The following is a 19,894-nucleotide window of genomic DNA, read 5'->3' on the forward strand; positions in this document are numbered from 1 at the left end:
CGCCAGCTGCTGCAATTTGAGGGGATCGCCATGCAAATCGTCGTTCTGCCCGGTGACGGCATCGGACCGGAGATCACCACCGCGACAACGGGCGTGCTGCGCGCGGCCTCCGAACGCTTCCAGCTCAATCTGCGCCTTGAGGAGCACGCAGTCGGCCATGCGAGCCTCAAGCAGTTTGGCACGACCGTGCGCCCCGAGCTGCTCGACATCGTTCGCGCCGCCGACGGCCTGATCCTGGGCCCGACCGCGACCTTCGACTTCAAGGACGAGGCACATGGCGAGATCAATCCGTCCAGGCATTTTCGCAAGAACCTGGATCTCTACGCCAATGTCCGGCCCGCGCGCACCTATGCAGGGAGGCCCGGCCGGGTCGGCGATTTCGATCTTGTCGTGGTGCGCGAGAACACCGAAGGGTTTTACGCCGACCGCAACATGGAGCAGGGCAACGGCGAGATGCTTGTCACGCCTGATGTCGTGATCTCGCTACGTCGGATCACGCGGGCGTGCTGCGAGCGCATCGCGCACGCCGCCTGCCGTCTGGCGATGAGGCGACGCAAGCATCTCACCATCGTGCACAAGGCCAATGTGCTCAGGATCGGCGACGGTATGTTCCTCGACATCTGCCGCGAGGCGGCGAAGGGTTATGCCGGCCTCGCCGTCGACGACATCCTGGTCGACGCCATGATGGCGCATGTCGTGCGCAGCCCCGACCGCTTCGACGTCATCGTCGCCACCAACATGTTCGGTGACATCCTGTCCGATCTCACAGCGGAGCTCTCCGGCAGCCTCGGTCTCGGCGGCTCGCTCAATGTCGGTGACCGCTATGCCATGGCGCAAGCCGCGCACGGCTCGGCGCCCGACATAGCGGGGCAGGACGTCGCTAACCCGGTCTCGCTGATCCTGTCGACGGCCCTGCTGCTGGCCTGGCACGGCGAGAACAGCGGCGCCGTCCGCTACGAGGAGGCCGCGCGTGCGATCGAGGTTGCGGTGGCGAAAGCGATCGGCGAGGGCAGGGCAACGCGCGACGTCGGTGGCAAGCTCGGCACGATCGCGGCGGGAGCGGCGATTGCGGAGATCCTGCAGGCGAAGTGAGGGGCTCCAAAACAAAAACGCGAAAACAACCCCATGCACAGTAGCGATGGGCTTGATCGAAAACAGGTTTTTTAGACGACGTCGCGGACGGCACCCTGCCGCGATCACGTTGACACGTCGGGCAAAACACCGGCAGGATGCTAGCGTGGCGCCGGTTGGGAATTCAGGGCGTGCTTCCGAGCGGTCCTACTCCTGTCTATCTGCCGCGAGGCATCTCCAGGATTTTCTGGAGCAGCGTCGGATGGCTGAGAACCGCGCGCAATTCCGACTTGTCGAGCCAAGCGGCGGCGTCCTCGAAGCTGTCGCATTCTTCGACCTTGGCGTGTGCCGTCGCAAGCGGCACATGGACGGGGGCAAACTTGCGCGGGCTCGCAAGCGACAGCGATCCCATATGCTCGCCCAGCAATTCCGGATCCTGGCTGAGCTGGTGCAGAGCTCCGGCCATTTCGATGGGCGCGGAGGCGGCCAGTTCGTTGGCGCGGAGCACCACGGCAGGCGGGCTGTTGGTTTCCGGCGTTGCAAAGACGCCGGGCGCCTTCAACCGCGATGACGTTATGATTCCCAACGGGATCGCAAGCAGGAGACCCAGCACGACCGGCGACATCCAAATCAGCAGCGGCCAAGAGACGGCATAGGCGCTGAGCGCAAGGACCAGGCCGCACAGGGACGGCCCGGCGAACTTGCGATAGATTTCGCCGCGCGCAAGCTCTCCATCGCTTCGGCGCTGCACCTGCCATCCCGCGTCCCGCCCAATGAGAATTTCCACCACCGCCTTGCTCTGGAAGATCATCATGCAGGGCGCTATCAGTGCCGCGATAAGAGTTTCGCAAAGCACTCCCAGCAGCACGCGAGGGGTTCCCGCGAAACCGACGCGCCCCTCGCGACTGCTGATCACCACGACATAGGCCAGCAGCTTTGGCACGATCAGAAGCCCCATCGTGGCGGCAAAGACCCAGGCCGCGAGCACCGGATCCTGTTGCGGCCAGGTCGGAAATAAGCTGAACCCTTTCGGAAAGTATTCGGGGCGGATGAAGTGCGCCTGCAATGAGATGAGCAGGCCGAGCACCAGGAATAGAAGCCACAGCGGGGCGGTAAGATAAGACCCGATGCCCGTCAGCAGGTGCAGCCGCGACACCCAGTATAGCCCGCGCGCCGGCAACACCGCGAGATGCTGAAGGTTGCCTTGGCACCAGCGCCGGTCTCTCCCCGCAAAGTCCAGCACCGACGGCGGGACTTCTTCGAAGCTGCCGCCGATGTTCGGTGCCATATAAATCCTCCAGCCCGCGCGGCGCATCAATGCGGCCTCGACAAAATCGTGGCTCAGGATGTGGCCCCCGAAAGGCTTGCGGCCGCGCAGCTCGGGCAGGCCGGCCTCCTCCGCGAAAGCCTGCACGCGGATGATGGCGTTGTGGCCCCAATAATTGCTGTCGCCCCCGTGCCACCAGGCATTGCCGGCGGCGATGATGGGGCCGTAAAGACGACCGGAGAACTGCTGCAGTCTGCTGAACAGCGTGCGGGCGTTGACGATAACGGGCTGCGTCTGGATCAGTGCGGCAGCGGGATCGGATTCCATCGCGTGGACAAGGCGGACGATGGTGTCGCCTTCCATCAAGCTGTCTGCGTCGAGAACGATCATGTGATCGTAGGCCGCGCCGAACCTGCTGACCCAGTCGGCTATGTTGCCGGACTTCCGCGCGGTATTGTCGGAGCGATGCCGGTAGTACAACCGATCCAGGCCGCAGACGCGGCGCAGCCGCGTGAACGTCATCTCTTCACAAATCCAGATGTCCGGGTCGGTTGTATCGCTGAGCAAGAACCAGTCGAATTTTTCTCCATATCCCGCGGCGTCGACGGATTCATACATGGCGCGCAGCCGCGCCATCACATGATGCGGGTCCTCGTTATAGGTCGGCATCAGCATGGCCGTGCGCGACGTCACCGCAGGCAGGGGGCCGGTGGTGTCGAGCGGCAGGCCGACGGGCCGGCGCGTCAGCAGCGCGAAAAACCCGGCAAGCGCGGACATGAAGGAGAACGCGACCCAGGCGAGCAGCACGAGAAAGAGAACTAGCAGCACCGCTTCGAGAAAGGTCACGCCACCGACTTCGACGACGTCGTACATGCCGTAGGCGCCCGCAACCGTCAGCAAGGCCGTACCGAGGAAGATGAAGAGACGCCGAAGAATCAGGGTGGTTCCGGAATGAACCCGATCCCGCCCGGAGTCTGTCGCGTGGTCCAGCCGGCACGGCAGCATCGTGAGCGGACTTTCCGGCGGCAGGAACGGGCGGCCGGCGGCGCTCCGCAGCGGCGCCGGCGATTTCAGGGCGTCCATCGATAGATCCACACTTCGGAAACCGGCGCCTCGCCTTGCGCCAGGAACGCTCGCAATTCGATCGACGTCTGCCCCTTGACCGCACATTGAAAGCTTAGACGCCATCCGCCTGTTACGGGATTGGGTTGCGTGACGACGTTGCTGATCTCAGCCTTTTCAGCGGTCACCACGCCTTTGATCGTCTTGGGATCGACGCCTTTGAGTTGATCGCCCATCAATTCCAGGACGAAAAGTTTGCTGTCATCGCCCCGGCTGCCGATTCCGGTTCGCGTGAACCGCGCCAGCGATTCGGGTTTCGGCGCGTCGGGCCCCCAGTGCAGCCGGTAGGTGAAGATGTGTTCGCTCTTGGCGGTCAGCGGCTGTTTGGGTTGCCAGAGCGCGGCGATATTGTCGTGGACCTCCTCCTTGGTCGGAATCTCGAATAATTTCACCGCCCCTTCGCCCCAATCGCCGATCGGTTCGAACCAGAGACTTGGGCGCTTTTCGAAGGTGGATTCGAGATCCTGATAGGCGGCGAAATTCCGCTCTCGCTGCATCAGGCCGAAGCCGCTTGGATTGCGATCGTTAAAGGTGCTGACCTGCAGATCCCTGGGGTTGTTGAGCGGGCGCCAGAGCTGTTCACCTCTGCCGTTGAGAATTGCAAGTCCATCTGAGTCGTGAACCGCGGGGCGGAAATCGTCAAAATCCTTGCGGTCGTTCGGTCCGAAGAAAAACATGCTGGTCATCGGCGCGAGCCCGGCATGCTCGACGTCGACCCGCGGATAGAGGGCCATCTCGATGTCGAGGACCGTGGTCTGGCCAGGACGGATGGTGAACCGGTAGCTTGCCGCCGCACTCTTGCTATCCAACAGCGCATGCACCACGAGGGACGAGGCATTGAGCGCCGGCTTTTCCAGCCAGAACGCCTTGAACACCGGAAACTCCTCGCCCTTGCTTTCGCCGGTATCGATCGCCAGCCCGCGCGCGGACAGGCCGTATGTCTGCCCCTTCGCGACGGCCCGGAAGTAGCTTGCGCCCAGGAATACGCAAACCTCGTCATAATAATCTGGCCTGTTGATCGGGGCGTGGATGCGAAATCCGGCAAACCCGATATCGGCATCGGGCCATTGTCCGAGACCCTCGCCGAACGAAAAGTCATCGCGCCGATACGGGATCGGCACGACGCTTCCGTTCGCCACCTGAAAGATGTCGACCCTGTTCTTGTAGAAAAAGCCACGGTGGAAAAATTGCACTTCGAACGGCAGCTTCCCGTCACGCCACAGGGCCTTCTCGGGTGCGAAACGAATGGACCGGTATTTGTCATAATCGAGATTCTTCAGCGCATCCGGTAGCTTCTCGTCGGCGGGAGCGAACGGCTTGGCTGCGAGTCCGCGTGCAAGCTCGCGTACGGAGGACGGGCTGAACGGGGCGGCGGGGCCGGTCTGAGCCTCCGTTGCACGCGGCAGTATAACAGCGGCTGAAACAGCAGCCGACGCGCGAAGAAGTTGCCTGCGGTTCACGCTTGGGTCTCCCGGTTCGGAACAGGAGAGGAAACGACCCATGTTCCCCAGAGTTCCGCCTGGGTCAGGCTGGCGCGACTGTGGTCATTTCGTCAGATTCAGGGCCGGACGAATTGCCTCACAAACGATCTCTCCAGCCTCGACCCCAAGCAGACTTTTGTCAGGGCTGCAGCAGTGAGAGGAGCCGTTGTCGGTCTTGATCGCAACGACGCTGGTTTTGGCGCAACATTTCAAGTTCTTTTTCAGCGTTGCCCGTATTCAGACTTTGCCGCTTCAACTCGACAATCAGCGCCTCTTGTTCTGCCAGCCGTCGTTCGCCTTCGACCACATCGGATTCGATGTGCCTCAATTCGTCATATATCGGATCTTTGTTCATCAGGATGATCCGCAGCAAGTGACGTTACTGAATCAAACTTGGCTGTCCTCTCGACGTTCCTGCCCGATGCCATTTTTTCCCGACACGAACGTCGTGCGAATGCGGCGTGCGCTTCGGCAAAACGAACTCATGCTGTCAGCTCCCAACAGCCGAGCGGACAGGCTGATCTCCAGGAGCCCCGGACTAAAACTGGTACCTCCGCAACCCCCCATCCACCGGGATCACGGTGCCTGTGATGTACCGCGCCACCGGCGAGGCCAAAAACACCGCGAGCGCGGCGAGGTCCTCCGGCTCGCCCCAATAGCCGACCGGAATTTCTTCCTCCGCAAAACGCTCGCGATAATCCGGCGCGTAGTTGCGGCGGATCTGTTCGCTCATGATGCGGCCGGGCGGGATGCAGTTGATGGTGATGCCGTGCTCGCCGATCTCGCGCGACAGGCCCTTGGCCCAGGCATGCACGGCGGCTTTCGCCGCGAACGCGGCGTTGAGCCCTTCCGGCTCGGACTTGCCGGTGATGTTGACGATGCGGCCCCATTTGCGTGCGATCATCTGCGGCAGCAGCGCGTGCGCAATGCGGCGGTAGCTGGTGAAATTCAGCGCGATCGCCTCGTCCCATTTGCTGTCGGGTGCATCGACCGGCAGCGGGCGGCTGCCGCCGGCATTGTTGATGAGGATGTCGACATGGCCGAGCTCCTTGAGCGCGAAGGCCGCAATCTTCTCCGCCGCGTCCTTTTCCATCACGTCCTGCTCGAACGGCGCGATCAGACCGCTGCCGACTTCCTTCACGAGCTCCGCGAGCAGATCGTTGCGGCGCGCAACGCCGACGACGCGGACGCCTTCGGCAGCCAGGCCCTTGGCGATGGCGCGGCCGATGCCGATGCTCGCGCCCGTGACGACTGCGGTTTTCGATTTGAGCCCGAGGTCCATGGTCACACGCTCTCTTGTTTGCTTTTTTGCTTGTTGCGGTTCGTTGGGTGTTCGTTTTCCTGCCCGTCCCGCGGGCTTTGCGAATTGCCTGAGCGGGACGAGCAGTGGTAACCAAGAGCCGCCGCGAAGGAAACACGAAAAAGAAAAGGCGTCGAACGATGGTCTGGGATCCGCAGCAATATCTCAAATTCTCCGGCCACCGGCTCCGGCCCGCCATCGACCTGTTGATGCGGATACCGGATGTTGGTCCTCGCACGGTCGCCGATCTCGGGGCGGGCGCGGGCAACGTGACAAAACTCATCAAGGAGCGCTGGCCGGATGCGGCCGTGACGGGCGTCGAGGGTTCGGCCGAGATGGTCGCTGCCGGCCGCAAGGCGGCGCCTGACGTGGAATGGTCGCACGAGGACCTCGGTCATTGGCGCCCGGCCAAGCCATACGATTTGGTCTATTCCAATGCCGCACTGCACTGGCTGCCCAATCATGCGGCACTGTTTCCGTCCGTCATGGAGAAGGTGGCGCCCGGCGGCATGCTCGCGGTGCAGATGCCGCGTAACTTCCTGGCCCCTTCGCATGTGCTGATCGGCGAGACCGCGCTGAACGGACCGTGGCGGTCCAAGGTCGAGCATCTCGTCACGCCGCCGCCGGTCGAGGGGCCGGCCTTCTATCATGATCTACTGGCGCCGTTGTCGGAGAACGTCGACATCTGGGAGACGGAGTATCTTCAGGTGCTCGAAGGCGACAACCCCGTGAAGGAATGGACCAAGGGGACTTGGCTGACGCGCTATCTCGACATCCTCGATGGCGACGAGAAGGCGGCTTTCGAAGCGGCCTATGGCGAGCGTGTCGCGAGGGCGTACCCGAAGAATGCCGCGGGACAGACCCTGTTCCCGTTCCGGCGGCTGTTCATGGTCGCCCAGCGCAAGGGCTGATGCGACGATCGCAATGCGACATAAGCGCTCGCTTCGGGCCGAGGAGGCGGGTGCCGGGTTGCGTCGAGAGCAGCCGTCAAGATAGCTTGCCTGCGGCAAATTGGGCTTAGGTCTAGTTGTTCGGGTGGCGGATTGCTGCCACTACTGAAACCGTAAAACAAAAAAGTCCCGGTTTTAGAGGTTGTTGGGAGGTTGTTTCATGCGCAAGCTGCTTCTGGCGGTCGCGGTCGCGGCTATCTTCGTGGTCCCTGCTGCCGCCCAGGCTCAAAGCCCCATCGTCATCAAGTTCAGCCACGTCGTCGCCAACGACACCCCAAAGGGCAAGGGCGCGCTGAAGTTCAAGGAACTCGCGGAGAAGTACACGGACGGCAAGGTCAAGATCGAAGTCTATCCGAACTCCTCGCTCTACAAGGACAAGGAGGAGATCGAGGCGCTGCAACTCGGCTCGGTGCAGATGCTGGCGCCCTCGACCGCGAAATTCGCGCCGCTCGGCATCAAGGAATTCGAGGCGCTCGACCTGCCCTGGCTGTTCAAGGACGACGCGACCTATTCCAGCGCGATGAAGGGCACGATCGGCAAATGGCTGTTCCAGAAGCTCGAGGCCAAGGGCATCACCGGGCTCGCTTATTGGGACAATGGCTTCCACATGGTCTCGTCGAACCGTCCGCTGGCCAAGCCGGAGGATTTCAAGGGCCTGAAGTTCCGCATCTCCGGATCGAAGATTGCCGATCAGTATTTCCGCCTGATGGGTTCGATCCCGCAGATCATGGCGTTCTCCGAAGTCTACCAGGCGCTGCAGACCGGCGTCGTCGACGGCTGCGAGAACACTGCGTCGAACTATCTGACCCAGAAGTTCTATGAGGTGCAGAAGGACATCACCGTGTCCTATCACGCGCATCTGCAATATGCGGTTATCGTCAATTCGAAATTCTGGAGCGGTCTCCCGCCCGACGTCCGCACCCAGGTCGAGAAGGCGATGGCGGACGCAACCGAATACACCAACCAGATCGCGCACCAGGAGAACGAGGACGCGCTGGCCGAGATCAAGAAGGCGGGCAAGACCACGCTGCATTATCTCACTGACGCCGATCGCAAGGCGTGGCAGGAAGCGATGCAGCCGACTTACAAATGGGCAAAGGGACGGGTCGGGCAAGAAGTGCTCGATCTCCTCGGCCAGGAACTCGACGTCAAGATGAACTGACGCGGTTTGGCGCAGGATAATGTGAACGGTCGGGAGTGTGTGCACTCCCGGCCGTTTCGCATCGATAGGGGGAGTTTGATTTGCTTCGCGTGCTCAATTCGGCGCTCAATCATCTTGAAGAGTGGTTGATCGCGACGCTCATTGCGGCTGCAACCGGTTTGATCTTCATCGCCGTGCTGCACCGTTACGGCGCCGGTGAATCGATCGTCCTCTCCAGATGGGCGGCCGCGCACGGGATGAATTGGCTCGCGACGCTGTCGATGGTGGTGTTCACCTTCCTGTCCGAGCTCGACCTGTCCTGGGCGCAGGAACTCTGCATCTACATGTTCATCTGGATGGCGAAGTTCGGCGCGGCCTATGGCGTGCGCACCGGCATCCATGTCGGCGTCGATCTGCTCGTCAACCGCTTGCCGGAGCATTCGCGCAAGCACGTCATCCTGTTCTCGCTGCTCTGCGGCGCGCTGTTCACCGGCATGATCGCCGCCTTCGGCGCTTCCTTTGTCGCCGAGATGTTCAAGACCGGGCAGCAGTCGAACGATCTGGAAGCGCCGATGTGGTTCGTTTACCTGGCGATCCCGCTCGGCTCCGGCCTGATGTGCTTCCGCTTCCTCCAAGTCTCCTGGTCCTACTACTGGACCGGCCATCTGCCGCATCATGACGAGAGCCAGGTCGAGGGCATCGAGGTCGACGGCTCGCCCGCGCTGCATCCCCAGCCCGCCGGCGCCGCGACCAAAGCTGCCGCGCGAAAAGTCTCGCCGCTCGGCGTCATCCTGATCATGGCGCCGGTCCTGATCTTCGCCATGTGCCTTGCCGAGAAATTCGGCGTGCTGGAGCTGCCACAGTGGATGCGCGCAGCGACCGTGTTCGCGCTGCTGATCGCGCTGATGCTGACCGGCGTCCCGGTCTCGATCGCGCTCGGCCTCACCGTGATGACGTTCTTGTTCACGTTGACCACGGTGCCGATCGAAGCCGTCTCGATGAAGCTGTTCACGGGCATCGAGGGCTTCGAGATCATGGCGATCCCGTTCTTCATCCTCGCCGGCAATTTCCTCACCCATGGCGGCGTCGCGCGCCGGATGATCAATTTCGCGACCTCGCTGATCGGCCATTGGCATGGCGGCCTCGGCCTTGCCGGCATCGTCGCCTGCGCCATGTTCGCGCTGGTGTGCGGCTCGAGCGTCGCGACCGTCGCCGCGATCGGCGCCATCGTGCTGCCCGAGATGGTCCGCCACGGCTATCCGATGCGCTTCGGCGCCGGCATCATCACGGTCGCCGGCTCGCTCGGCATCCTGATGCTGCCGTCTATCCCGAAGATCGTCTATGCGGTCTCCACCAACACCTCGATCGGCGCGCTGTTCGTCGCTGGTCTCCTGCCCGGCATGCTGCTGACGACCATGCTCTGCATCGTCACCTGGTGGCTCGCGCGCAAGCGCGATTATCCGCGGCTGCCGAAGGCCAGCTGGGGCGAGACCGTTCGCACCTTCCGCGAGAGCATCTGGGGCCTGATGCTGGTCGTCATCATCATCGGCGGCATCTATAGCGGCCTGTTCACTGCCACCGAGGCGGCCGCGATGGCTGCGGTCTACTCCTTCGTCATCGCCGTGTTCGTCTACAAGGCGATCGGCCTCAAGGACGTGCCGCGGGTGCTGCTGCGCGCCGCCAATACCAGCGCGATGCTGCTCTATATCGTCACCAACGCGGTGCTGTTCTCGTTCGTGCTGGCCAATGAGAACTTGCCCTCGGCCCTGGCCGACTGGATCGCGGCGCAGAACCTCGGCTGGGTCGGCTTCCTGCTGGTGGTCAACATCCTGTTGCTGCTCGCCGGCAACTTCATGGAGCCGAACTCGATCATCCTGATCATGGCGCCGATCCTGGCACCGGCGGCCAAGAAGCTCGGCATCGACCTCGTGCATTTCGGCATCGTCATGGACGTCAACATGGAGGTCGGCCTCTGCCATCCGCCTGTCGGTTTGAACCTCTATGTCGCATCGATGATAGCGCGAATGCGGATCACGGATCTGGCCGTGGCGGTGATGCCGTGGCTGATCACCATGCTCGGCTTCCTCGTCATCGTGACCTACTGGCCCGATTTGACGCTGTGGCTTCCGAGGGTGCTCGGGATGCACTGAAGCGCGAGCTACGCATCGTTCCGTCCACTGTGATGGCAATCAGCCGCGAGATGCGGTTAGATGCCGCGCAACGGTCGGGAGGACGCCAGATGACAGACATATCCAAGGAGCCGAAGGGAGCAACGCCGTCCGTCATCGCGCAGCAAACGGCGATGCTGAACGCGTTGCCGTTTTCCGACACGCGGGATTTCGACGATGCCGCGCGCGGCTTCCTCGGCACCGTCGACAACGCAGAGGTCGCCAATCCGCAAGGACGGACGGTCTGGAGCCTGGAGCCCTATGGCTTCCTCTCCACTGAGGAGGCGCCGCCCACGGTCAATCCGAGTCTGTGGCGCCAGTCGCGGCTCAACATGCAGCACGGTCTGTTCGAGGTCGTGCCCGGCGTGTACCAGGTGCGCGGGCTCGACATCGCCAACATGACGCTGATCGAGGGCGACAGCGGTGTGATCGTCGTGGACACGCTGACCTCGATCGAGGGGGCGCGCGCTGCGCTCGACCTCTACTTCAAGCACCGCGGACAGCGGCCGGTCGTGGCCGTCATCTTCACCCACACCCACACCGACCATTGGGGCGGCGCGCGCGGTGTGCTGGAGGAGGATGCGCTCGCGACCTCCCGCGTGCCGATCATCGCGCCAAATTTGTTCATGGAGCATGCCGTCTCCGAGAACATCATCGCAGGGCCGGCGATGCTGCGCCGGGCACAGTACCAGTTCGGGCCGCTCCTCGCCAAGGGGGCGCGAGGGCAGGTCGATTGCGGTCTCGGCAAGTCGATGGCGGCGGGCTCGGTCGCGCTGCTGCGTCCGACCGATTTGATCATGGCGACCGGCGACAGGCGCGTGATCGACGGCGTCGCGTTCGAATTCCAGATGGCGCCGAACAGCGAAGCGCCGGCGGAGATGCATTTCTTCATCCCGCGCTACAAGCTGTTGAACCTCGCCGAGAACTGCACCCACAATTTCCACAATCTGCTGCCGTTCCGCGGCGCCGACGTGCGCGACGCGCTGGCCTGGTCGAAATATCTGGGCGAGGCTTTGCAGCTGTGGGACGGCAAGGCGGAGGCGATGTGCGGCCAGCATCACTGGCCGGTGTGGGGACGCGAGCGCATCGGCACGATGATCCGGCAGCAGCGCGACCTCTACAAATTCGCGCATGACCAGACCATCCGCCTGATGAACCACGGCCTGACCGCCGCCGAGATCGCCGAGACGATTCAGTTGCCGAAAAGTCTCGAAGGCGCCTGGCACGGCCGCGGCTATTACGGGCATATCCGGCACAATGTGAAGGCGATCTATCAAAAGTACCTTGGCTGGTACGACGCCAATCCCGTCAATCTCGATCCGCTGCCGCCGGTCGAAGCCGGCAAAAAATATGTCGAGTATATGGGCGGCGCCGACGCCATCCTCGCGCGGGCGCGCGCGGATTTTGAGAAGGGCGAGTTCCGATTCGTGGCGCAGGCGCTCGGCCATCTCGTCTTTGCCGAGCCTGATCATGCGGCGGCGCGCGCGATGCTGGCGGATACGCTGGAGCAGCTCGGCTACGCCGCCGAAAGCGCGACTTGGCGCAACGCCTATCTGTTCGGCGCGCAGGAATTGCGCCAGGGCATGCCGAAGGTGCCGCCGCGCCCGCCGATGCCGCGCGAGACGCTGGCGGCGCTGCGCACCTCACAGCTCTGGGACGTGCTCGGCATCCGCCTCAACGGACCCAAGGCGGAAGGAAAGCACATCGTGCTGAACTGGAGGTTTTCGGACACCGGTGAGACGTTCGTGCTCAATCTGGAAAATTGCGCGCTGACTTACGCCGAGGGCATGCAGGCGGAAGGCGCCGATGCCAGCTTCACGCTGGCGCGCGGAACGTTCGACGAGGTCATCGCCAAGCTGACGAGCTTCCCGGAGGCGGTGGCCGCCGGCAAAATCAAGGTCGCCGGCAATCCGATGCGCCTCGCCGAGCTGATGGGCCTGATGGACGAATTCCCGCGGATGTTCGAGATCGTCGAGCCGAAGCGGGCGGTGGTGAGGTAGGGCAGCCGGCCACCGCGTTCTCACTGTCATCGTCCGGCTTGACCGGACGATCCATTACGCCGCGGCGGGAGTTGCGTGAACAAACTGCTGCCTCGGCGTACTGTATGCCCCGCCTTCGCGGGGCATACAGTAAGCTACTCCGCGCTGCTCACCAGCTTGATCCGCGGCGCCTGTTCCTCGCCAAGGCTGCGATAGGCCGCGAGATAATCCAGCGCCATGCGGCGCGCGGTGAAGCGTGTCTCAAACTGCTTGCGGATGGCGGCGCGGTCCAGTTGCGGCAGGCGCTTGACGACGCCGGCTGCACTGATGATGTCCTCGACGACGAAGCCGGTGAGACCCTCATCGATGATCTCCGGCACCGAGCCGCGGTTGAAGGCGACGACCGGCGTGCCGCAGGCCATGGCTTCGATCATCACCAGGCCGAACGGCTCCGGCCAGTCGATCGGCAGCAACAGGCCGAGTGCGCCGCTCAAGAAATCCGACTTCTCGTGATCGCTGATCTCGCCGATGAATTCCACCAGCGGATTGTTCTCGATCATCGGCCGGATCAGCTCGTCATAGTAATCCTGGTCCGCACGATCGACCTTGGCCGCGATCTTCAGCGGGATGCCGCAATGCATCGCGATCTTGATGGCGCGGTCAACGCCTTTTTCCGGCGCGATGCGGCCGAGCACGGCGAGATATTCCTGTTTCCCGGGCTTCGGCGTCAGCAGGTTTTCCGGCAGGCCGTGGTGGATCGTCCTCACCCAGTTCGCCTGCGGCACTGGCCGTCGTTGCGCATTCGAGATCGAGATGACCGGGACCTTCGAGAAGGTGTTGAAGACCGGCTGATGCTCCGGCAGGTCGAGCCTGCCGTGCAGCGTGGTCAGGAACGGCGTCGGCTGCCGGTAGAACAGCGACCACGGATAATAATCGAGATGGAAGTGGAGGAAGTCGAACTCCTCGTCGTCACATTTCTGCCGTACCCGCTCCAGCATCACCATGTGCAGCGCATTGGGATCGCGCACGGAACCATCGAGGCGGAGCGCCCGCGGCCACAGCGCATCCAGCTTTGCGGAGGTCTGGGAGTCGCCGCTGGCGAACAGCGTCACGTCGTGCCCAAGGGCCACCAGCTCTTCCGTCAACCAATGCACCACCCGCTCGGTGCCGCCATACAGCTTGGGTGGAACAGCCTCCGTCAACGGAGCAACCTGCGCGATGCGCATCTCACCATCTCCTATGTGCGATCATGAAGTCAAAGCCCCCATCGTATTCGGCACCGGCATGCCGCGAGGGGAACGTTCTCGCGTTTGCGAAGTTCCCTCAACGAACGTTACTTCTTCGACACACTGCAGCGTGGTCGCGATGATGCCATCACCTCTTCTCAGAACGTCCGCATCCACGTGTCGTGATGGTCCCGCCCGGGAACCGAGGCAAGCGGTCGATGTTCAATCGACAAGCAAGAACAATTGAAATCTTGATGATGACGGGGTTGCACTGCATGGACCATCTTTCTGGATACGCGCGCCGGCCGTTTGCCTTTGTCTTGCGCTATCTGCGGTGCCGTTGGGCGTCGCACCTGGTGATCCTGTCCGCCGTCGTCGCGGCGGTTGCCTGTTCCGTGGGCACGCAGTACGGCGTCAAATCCCTGGTCGACAGTTTGACGGGTGGCCCGTCGCACGGTGGAAGCGTATGGCTGGCATTCATTTTCCTCATGTCGCTGATCGCCGCCGACAACTTCCTGTGGCGGATCGCGAGCTGGACGGCGAGCTTCACCTTCGTTCGTGTCACGGGTGATTTGCGGCGCGACATATTTCGTCATCTGACCGGCCACGCGCCGAGCTACTTCTCCGACCGCATGCCCGGCATGCTGACCAGCCGCATCACCGCGACGTCGAACGCGGTGTTCACGGTCGAGAACATGTTCGTCTGGAATGTGTTGCCGCCGTGCATCGCCACGGTTGCGGCCATCGCGCTGATTGGAACCGTCAGTCCCTATATGGCGCTCGGCCTGATGGTGATCGCCGGCGGCATGGTGCTCGCAATGTTCCGGCTGGCCGCCGCGGGCAAACCGCTGCATGACGACTTCGCGGACAAGGCTGCCGTCGTCGACGGCGAGATGATCGACGTCATCAGCAACATGCCGCTGGTGCGCGCCTTCTGCGGCATCGGGCACGAGCATGAGCGGTTCGACGCAACGGTGAACCGGGAGCTGACCGCGCGCGGCCGCAGCCTGCGCTATCTGGAGAAGCTGCGGCTTATCCACGCCGGCATCACTGTCGTGCTCACGGTCGCGCTGATGGCCTGGGCGATCATGCTCTGGCAGGATGGCGAGGCGACCACCGGCGACGTCGTGCTGGTCTGCACGCTGGGCCTCTCCATTCTCAATGCGACGCGCGATCTCGCCGTAGCGCTGGTCGATGTCACCCAGCACGTTGCGCGGCTGACGGAGGCGATCGCCACGCTCCTGGTGCCGCACGAGTTGCGCGACCACCCCGAGGCCGAGCCGCTGGTCAAGAGCGGCGCCGCGATCGCGTACAACAATGTCACCTTTGGCTATCCCGGCGGCGAGAAGATTTTCGAGCGGTTCAGCCTGCGGCTGCAGCCCGGCCAGCGCGTCGGCCTCGTCGGCCAATCCGGTGGCGGCAAGTCGACGCTGTTCACGCTGCTGCAGCGCTTCTATGATACCGACGAGGGCAGCATCACCATTGACGGCCAGGATATTTCCAAGGTGACCCAGCTGAGCCTGCGCGAGGCGATCTCGGTGGTGCCGCAGGACATCTCGCTGTTTCACCGCTCGATCCGCGAGAACATCCGTTACGGCCGCCCGAACGCGACCGACGACGAGGTGCTGCGCGCGGCGATCGCGGCGCGCTGCGATTTCGTCGAGAGCCTGCCCGAGGGCCTCGACACCATGGTCGGCGACCGCGGCGTCAAGATGTCCGGCGGCCAGCGCCAGCGCATCGCGATAGCGCGCGCCTTCCTGAAGGACGCGCCGATCCTGCTGCTTGACGAGGCTACAGCCGCACTCGACAGCGAATCCGAGGAAGCGATCCGCGAGGCGCTGTCGCGGCTGATGCGCGGCCGCACCGTGATCGCCATCGCACATCGGCTCGCGACGCTGCGCAATTTCGACCGCGTGGTCGTGTTAAAGGGTGGTAAGATCATCGAAGACGGCTCGCCGGAGCGCCTGATGCAAGGCCACGGTCCCTATCGCGAGCTGGTCACGCAGGAAATGAGCCGCCTCGCGCAGGCTGCCGCGTAAATCAAAAGTCGCGTTCTCGAGTCGGTTGCGTTTCGAAACAAGCGCAGGGAGCAGCTCATGTCGGCGGAAGCCGTAACCCAATTCGTCCCCGTGACGCGAACCTCGGAACAGGTGGCGGAGCAGCCTTTCTATATTCCGATGACGGGACCGTCGGCGCGGCCGCGGCGCTCGCTCAAGCATGACGATACCTTCATCGTGCTCGACAGCCACGGCGACATCGGAGCGTCCGCGGGCGGACCGGACGGCTTGTTCCATCACGACACGCGTTACCTTGCGAGGCTGGAGCTCGTTCTTGACGAGCTTCAGCCGCTGTTGCTTGGCTCCAATCTGCGCGACGATAATTCGGCCCTGACCGTCGATCTCACCAACCCCGACATTTACCGTCAGGGAAGCCTCGTGCTGCAGAAGGATCTGCTGCACATCGTGCGCACGATCTTCCTGTGGCGCGGCACGGCCTATCAGCGCATCGGCGTGCAAAATCACGGCGACCGGCCGGCCGGCTTCACTTTGACGCTGCTGTTCGACAATGATTTCGCCGATCTGTTCGAGGTTCGCGGCGAGCGGCGCCCGCGCCGCGGCGTCGGCTCGAGCCGGCTGCTGGGCCCGACCGACGTGCTGTTCGACTACCGCGGTCTCGATGACGCCGAGCGCACCACCGGCCTGCATTTCGACCCGCGCCCGACGAAGCTGTCGGTGAATGCCGCGACCTGGCAGCTCGAACTCGACCCGCATGAGTCGAAATCGCTGTTCGTGGCCGTGTCCTGCAACCGGCCGATCGCTGAGAAGCCGGCGCGCTTCTTCCGGGGCCTGCTCGCCCATCGCCGCGAGATGCGGCAGTCGACGATCGGCGCCGCCAGCATCGAGACCTCCAACAACATCTTCAACGAGGTGCTGTGCCAGGCCATGGCCGACCTCAACATGCTGATGACGGAGACCCCGCAGGGCCGCTATCCCTATGCGGGGATTCCCTGGTACTCGACGACGTTCGGCCGCGACGGCCTGATCACCGCGCTGCAGATGCTGTGGGTCGACCCGCGGATTGCCAAGGGCGTGCTGCGGCGGCTCGCGCATTTCCAGGCCAGGGCGGTCGATCCGTGGAATGACGCGGCGCCCGGCAAGATCCTGCACGAGATGCGCGGCGGCGAGATGGCCGCGCTACGCGAGGTGCCGTTCGCGCAATATTACGGCAGCGTCGATTCCACTGCCTTGTTTGTCCTGCTCGCAGGAAGCTATTTCGAGCGCACCGGCGACGAGACGACGCTGCTCGAGCTGTGGCCGACAGTCGAGGCAGGGCTGGCCTGGATCGACGGCCCGGGGGACCCCGACAAGGACGGCTTCGTCGAATACCAGCGCGCCACCGAAAAGGGCCTTGCCAACCAGGGGTGGAAGGATTCCTACGACGCCATCTTCCATGCCGATGGCCAGCTTGCGGAGGGCAATCTCGCGCTGGCTGAGGTGCAGGGTTACGTCTTTGCCGCCAAGCGGCTCGCCGCGCGCTGCGCGCTCCGGCTCGGCAAACCTGATCTCGCCAAAAAGCTCGAGGCCGAGGCCAAGGCGCTGGCCGAGCGCTTCGAGACCGCGTTCTGGTGCGAGGAGCTCGGGACTTATGCGCTTGCGCTCGACGGCAAGAAGCGGCCCTGCAAGGTGCGGACATCCAATGCCGGGCAGATCCTGTTCAGCGGCATGATCCGCGAGGATCGCGCCCGTCTCGTCGCTGCCGATCTGATGGGCCCGCACTTCTTCTCGGGGTGGGGCATCCGTACCGTCGCGCAAGGCGAGGTCCGTTACAATCCGATGTCCTATCATGACGGGTCGATCTGGCCGCACGACAACGCGCTGATCGCGCTCGGGCTCGCGCGCTACGGCCTCAAGCACTCGGTCGCGCACGTCTTCAAGGGCCTGTTCGAGGCCGCGACCTACATGGACCTGCGGCGGCTGCCCGAATTGTTCTGCGGCTTCCGGCGCGAGAAGCGGCGTGGGCCGACGCTCTATCCGGTCGCCTGCGCGCCGCAAGCCTGGGCCAGCGCGACGCCGTTCACGCTCTTGGAGGCGGCGCTGGGCATCGAGTTCGATGTGGCGCGCGGCGAGATCCGGCTGCGCAATCCGCATCTGCCGGCGTTCCTGCACGAGGTGATTTTACGCGATCTGCGCCTCGGCGAGTCCAGCGTGGATCTGCGCGTCAGCCGCCATGGCGACGATGTGGCGCTGGAGGTGTTGCGCACGCGCGGCCAGATCCAGGTCTCGATCGTGCTGGCGCGCTAGCGCGCGCCGGGAGGAGGGTGCATGCGTACCGCCGGATGGCTGGTCCTGAGCGTGGCGATCGTCGCAGGATTGACGGTTGCCGTATCACGTGCCGCAGACGAGCCGCCTGCGGCAGCTCCGAGCGAAGCGAAAGCGCCCCCGACGGCACAGCCGCCGGCGTCAGCGGTATCCGTCACGCCAAAAGATGCCGCGCCACCGCCCTCGGTGACCATCATCGGCGCGAGCGATGCCCACGGCGTGCTGGGCCGTGACGTGCTCAGCGCGGCGAACGAGGACATGGGCCGCATCGTCGACGTCATCGTCGACCGGAGCGGGCGCGTGCGGGCCGCCGTGATCGATTTCGGCGGCTTCCTCGGTGTCGGCAGTCGCAAGATCGTGGTGGACTGGAACGCGATGCGGTTCGGCGCGATCGTCAACAAGAAGGACAGCATCACGCTGGAATTGACAAAGGCGCAGGTCGCGGCCGCGCCGGAATACAAGGAGGACACGCCGATGGTGGTGCTCGGCGCGTCCGGCAGCCTGCAGCCGCTGCAAGCGGTCCAGTGAGGCGCGGGGAGGGATGGCCGCCGGTGCTGTTGTCGAGAAAGCCGAACCATGCAGATCGCGAGGGCCGCGTTGAGCAGGACAATTTTGCCGCGCCACGGTCGGCCGACATCCCGGCCCCGTCGCGCCAGAGCCTGCGCGGTCTCGACTGGTTTATCTTCTTCCTCGCCGACGTGCAGACCGGATTCGGTCCCTTCATCGCGGTTTACCTGACGACGCAGAAATGGACCCAGGTCGAGATCGGCCTGGTGCTGTCGATCGGCGGCATCGTCGCGTTGATCGGGCAGATGCCGGGCGGCGCCATCATCGACGCCGCGAAGTCCGAGCGGCTTGTCGCGGGCCTTGCCATCGCCACCATCGGCTGCTGCGCGCTCGCCTATGCGGCAATGCCGATCTTCCCCGTGGTGGCGGCGGCGGCCACCCTGCACGCGGCGGCGAGCTGCGTGCTCGGACCGGCGATTGCGGCGATCAGCCTTGGTCTGGTCGGCCCGTTCGCGATCAGCGAACGGCTCGGCCGCAATGCGCGGTTCGCCTCTCTGGGCAACGGCGTCGCGGCGGCCGTGATGGGCACGGCCGGTTATCTGCTGTCGAGCCGCTCGGTGTTCCTGGTCACCTTTCTGCTTGCCATTCCGACCCTGCTCGCGCTCTCACGCATCCGCGAGCACGAGATCGACATCGCGCGCTGCCACGGCGAGATGCCGCGCGAGGCGGAGGATCGCGGCGACAGCAATATCTGGCACCTGATCCGGCAGCGGCCGCTCGTCGTCTTTGCGCTCAGCGTGCTGTTGTTGCAGCTGGCGAATGCCGCGATGATGCCGCTGATGGCGAGCGCGGTGACGGCGCGATCGAGCCAGTGGGCGACGGTGCTCGTCGCCTTTTGCATCGTCGTGCCGCAGGCGATCGTGGCGCTGCTTTCGCCGAGTGTCGGGCGCAAGGCGCAGGCGTGGGGCCGCCGGCCGCTGCTGCTGATCGGATTCACCGCACTGACAATTCGCGGTTTGCTGTTCGCGATGGTCCGAGATCCCTATTTGCTGGTGCTCGTGCAGGTGTTCGACGGCTTTACCGCGGCGGTGTTCGCTGTGATGATCCCGCTGATCGTGGCCGACGTCGCCTTCGGCAGCGGCCATTTCAACCTCGCGCAGGGCATCGTCGGCACCGCAATGGGCATCGGCGCGTCGCTGAGCACGGCGCTTGGCGGCTATGTCAGCGATAAGTTCGGCAATGCGACGGCGTTCATCGGACTGTCCGGCGTGGCTGCAACCGGGCTCCTGCTCATTCTTTTCGTGATGCCGGAGACGCGGCGCACGGGCATGACCGTTGCAAAGAAAATGGCCGGCTGAACGAA

At 63.8% G+C, this 19,894-nt stretch carries 14 protein-coding genes and 1 pseudogene; 10 read left to right on the plus strand and 5 right to left on the minus strand.

Features of this window, described 5'->3' with window-relative positions:
- The first annotated feature begins 30 nt into the window (after nucleotides 1-30).
- Nucleotides 31-1,092, plus strand: coding sequence for an isocitrate/isopropylmalate family dehydrogenase (locus tag IVB31_RS00200; protein WP_247317207.1), 1,062 nt, complete (start codon nucleotides 31-33; stop codon nucleotides 1,090-1,092).
- Nucleotides 1,093-1,288: 196 nt separating this feature from the next.
- On the opposite strand, the gene mdoH is transcribed toward IVB31_RS00200, so the two are convergent.
- From mdoH to IVB31_RS00220, 4 genes are all read right to left on the minus strand, one after another.
- Complete coding sequence (gene mdoH, locus IVB31_RS00205; protein ID WP_247317209.1) at nucleotides 1,289-3,421, minus strand: glucans biosynthesis glucosyltransferase MdoH; 2,133 nt, start codon at nucleotides 3,419-3,421, stop codon at nucleotides 1,289-1,291.
- Nucleotides 3,409-4,869, minus strand: a complete 1,461-nt coding sequence (locus tag IVB31_RS00210) for a glucan biosynthesis protein G (RefSeq protein WP_247319309.1) — start codon at nucleotides 4,867-4,869, stop codon at nucleotides 3,409-3,411. The genes mdoH and IVB31_RS00210 overlap by 13 nt, the downstream gene beginning before the upstream one ends.
- A gap of 211 nt (nucleotides 4,870-5,080) precedes the next feature.
- Nucleotides 5,081-5,296: a hypothetical protein gene (locus IVB31_RS00215; RefSeq protein WP_247317211.1), complete on the minus strand. Its 216-nt coding sequence runs from the start codon at nucleotides 5,294-5,296 to the stop codon at nucleotides 5,081-5,083.
- Nucleotides 5,297-5,479: 183 nt separating this feature from the next.
- Nucleotides 5,480-6,223 (minus strand): SDR family oxidoreductase, encoded by a 744-nt coding sequence (locus IVB31_RS00220; protein ID WP_247319312.1) that lies wholly within the window; start codon nucleotides 6,221-6,223, stop codon nucleotides 5,480-5,482.
- A 158-nt stretch (nucleotides 6,224-6,381) separates the two neighbouring features.
- Between IVB31_RS00220 and IVB31_RS00225 the strand changes: the two genes are divergently transcribed.
- The 5 genes and pseudogenes from IVB31_RS00225 to IVB31_RS00245 all read left to right on the plus strand — a co-directional run bounded on the left by IVB31_RS00225 (nucleotide 6,382) and on the right by IVB31_RS00245 (nucleotide 12,500).
- Nucleotides 6,382-7,152 (plus strand): methyltransferase domain-containing protein, encoded by a 771-nt coding sequence (locus tag IVB31_RS00225; RefSeq protein WP_247317213.1) that lies wholly within the window; start codon nucleotides 6,382-6,384, stop codon nucleotides 7,150-7,152.
- Between the two features lie 199 nt (nucleotides 7,153-7,351).
- The gene (locus IVB31_RS00230; protein ID WP_247317215.1) at nucleotides 7,352-8,353 is read left to right on the plus strand and encodes a DctP family TRAP transporter solute-binding subunit; all 1,002 of its coding nucleotides are present in this window, start codon (nucleotides 7,352-7,354) and stop codon (nucleotides 8,351-8,353) included.
- A gap of 260 nt (nucleotides 8,354-8,613) precedes the next feature.
- Nucleotides 8,614-8,958 (plus strand): annotated as a pseudogene (locus IVB31_RS33630) (TRAP transporter small permease); the annotation flags it as partial.
- A 240-nt stretch (nucleotides 8,959-9,198) separates the two neighbouring features.
- Complete coding sequence (locus tag IVB31_RS33635) at nucleotides 9,199-10,482, plus strand: TRAP transporter large permease subunit (RefSeq protein ID WP_247319314.1); 1,284 nt, start codon at nucleotides 9,199-9,201, stop codon at nucleotides 10,480-10,482.
- An 89-nt stretch (nucleotides 10,483-10,571) separates the two neighbouring features.
- Nucleotides 10,572-12,500 (plus strand): alkyl sulfatase dimerization domain-containing protein, encoded by a 1,929-nt coding sequence (locus IVB31_RS00245; protein WP_247317218.1) that lies wholly within the window; start codon nucleotides 10,572-10,574, stop codon nucleotides 12,498-12,500.
- A 134-nt stretch (nucleotides 12,501-12,634) separates the two neighbouring features.
- Here the strand turns inward: IVB31_RS00245 and IVB31_RS00250 are convergent, their stop codons facing one another.
- Nucleotides 12,635-13,705: a glycosyltransferase family 4 protein gene (locus IVB31_RS00250; protein WP_247317220.1), complete on the minus strand. Its 1,071-nt coding sequence runs from the start codon at nucleotides 13,703-13,705 to the stop codon at nucleotides 12,635-12,637.
- Between the two features lie 275 nt (nucleotides 13,706-13,980).
- Here IVB31_RS00250 and IVB31_RS00255 point away from each other — a divergent pair, with 275 nt between their 5' ends.
- From IVB31_RS00255 to IVB31_RS00270, 4 genes are read left to right on the plus strand one after another with little or no spacing between them, the layout of a single operon-like run.
- The gene (locus tag IVB31_RS00255; protein ID WP_247317221.1) at nucleotides 13,981-15,744 is read left to right on the plus strand and encodes an ABC transporter ATP-binding protein; all 1,764 of its coding nucleotides are present in this window, start codon (nucleotides 13,981-13,983) and stop codon (nucleotides 15,742-15,744) included.
- 57 nt (nucleotides 15,745-15,801) lie between these two features.
- Complete coding sequence (locus tag IVB31_RS00260) at nucleotides 15,802-18,006, plus strand: amylo-alpha-1,6-glucosidase (RefSeq protein WP_247317222.1); 2,205 nt, start codon at nucleotides 15,802-15,804, stop codon at nucleotides 18,004-18,006.
- A gap of 21 nt (nucleotides 18,007-18,027) precedes the next feature.
- Nucleotides 18,028-18,552 (plus strand): PRC-barrel domain-containing protein, encoded by a 525-nt coding sequence (locus IVB31_RS00265; RefSeq protein WP_247317223.1) that lies wholly within the window; start codon nucleotides 18,028-18,030, stop codon nucleotides 18,550-18,552.
- Between the two features lie 23 nt (nucleotides 18,553-18,575).
- Complete coding sequence (locus IVB31_RS00270) at nucleotides 18,576-19,889, plus strand: MFS transporter (protein ID WP_247317225.1); 1,314 nt, start codon at nucleotides 18,576-18,578, stop codon at nucleotides 19,887-19,889.
- Nucleotides 19,890-19,894: the final 5 nt, after the last annotated feature.

It is taken from the genome of Bradyrhizobium sp. 21 (assembly GCF_023073335.1).
Classification (GTDB): domain Bacteria; phylum Pseudomonadota; class Alphaproteobacteria; order Rhizobiales; family Xanthobacteraceae; genus Bradyrhizobium.

Bases quoted from the DNA above. Each gene is read 5' to 3' on its own strand.
- IVB31_RS00225 (WP_247317213.1), top strand. From the start codon at position 6,382: ATGGTCTGGGATCCGCAGCAATATCTCAAATTCTCCGGCCACCGGCTC.
- IVB31_RS00200 (WP_247317207.1), top strand. From the start codon at position 31: ATGCAAATCGTCGTTCTGCCCGGTGACGGCATCGGACCGGAGATCACC.
- IVB31_RS00230 (WP_247317215.1), top strand. From the start codon at position 7,352: ATGCGCAAGCTGCTTCTGGCGGTCGCGGTCGCGGCTATCTTCGTGGTC.
- IVB31_RS00245 (WP_247317218.1), top strand. From the start codon at position 10,572: ATGACAGACATATCCAAGGAGCCGAAGGGAGCAACGCCGTCCGTCATC.
- IVB31_RS00265 (WP_247317223.1), top strand. From the start codon at position 18,028: ATGCGTACCGCCGGATGGCTGGTCCTGAGCGTGGCGATCGTCGCAGGA.
- IVB31_RS00260 (WP_247317222.1), top strand. From the start codon at position 15,802: ATGTCGGCGGAAGCCGTAACCCAATTCGTCCCCGTGACGCGAACCTCG.
- IVB31_RS33635 (WP_247319314.1), top strand. From the start codon at position 9,199: ATGCGCGCAGCGACCGTGTTCGCGCTGCTGATCGCGCTGATGCTGACC.
- IVB31_RS00215 (WP_247317211.1), bottom strand. From the start codon at position 5,296: ATGAACAAAGATCCGATATATGACGAATTGAGGCACATCGAATCCGAT.
- mdoH (WP_247317209.1), bottom strand. From the start codon at position 3,421: ATGGACGCCCTGAAATCGCCGGCGCCGCTGCGGAGCGCCGCCGGCCGC.
- IVB31_RS00250 (WP_247317220.1), bottom strand. From the start codon at position 13,705: ATGCGCATCGCGCAGGTTGCTCCGTTGACGGAGGCTGTTCCACCCAAG.
- IVB31_RS00220 (WP_247319312.1), bottom strand. From the start codon at position 6,223: ATGGACCTCGGGCTCAAATCGAAAACCGCAGTCGTCACGGGCGCGAGC.
- IVB31_RS00255 (WP_247317221.1), top strand. From the start codon at position 13,981: ATGGACCATCTTTCTGGATACGCGCGCCGGCCGTTTGCCTTTGTCTTG.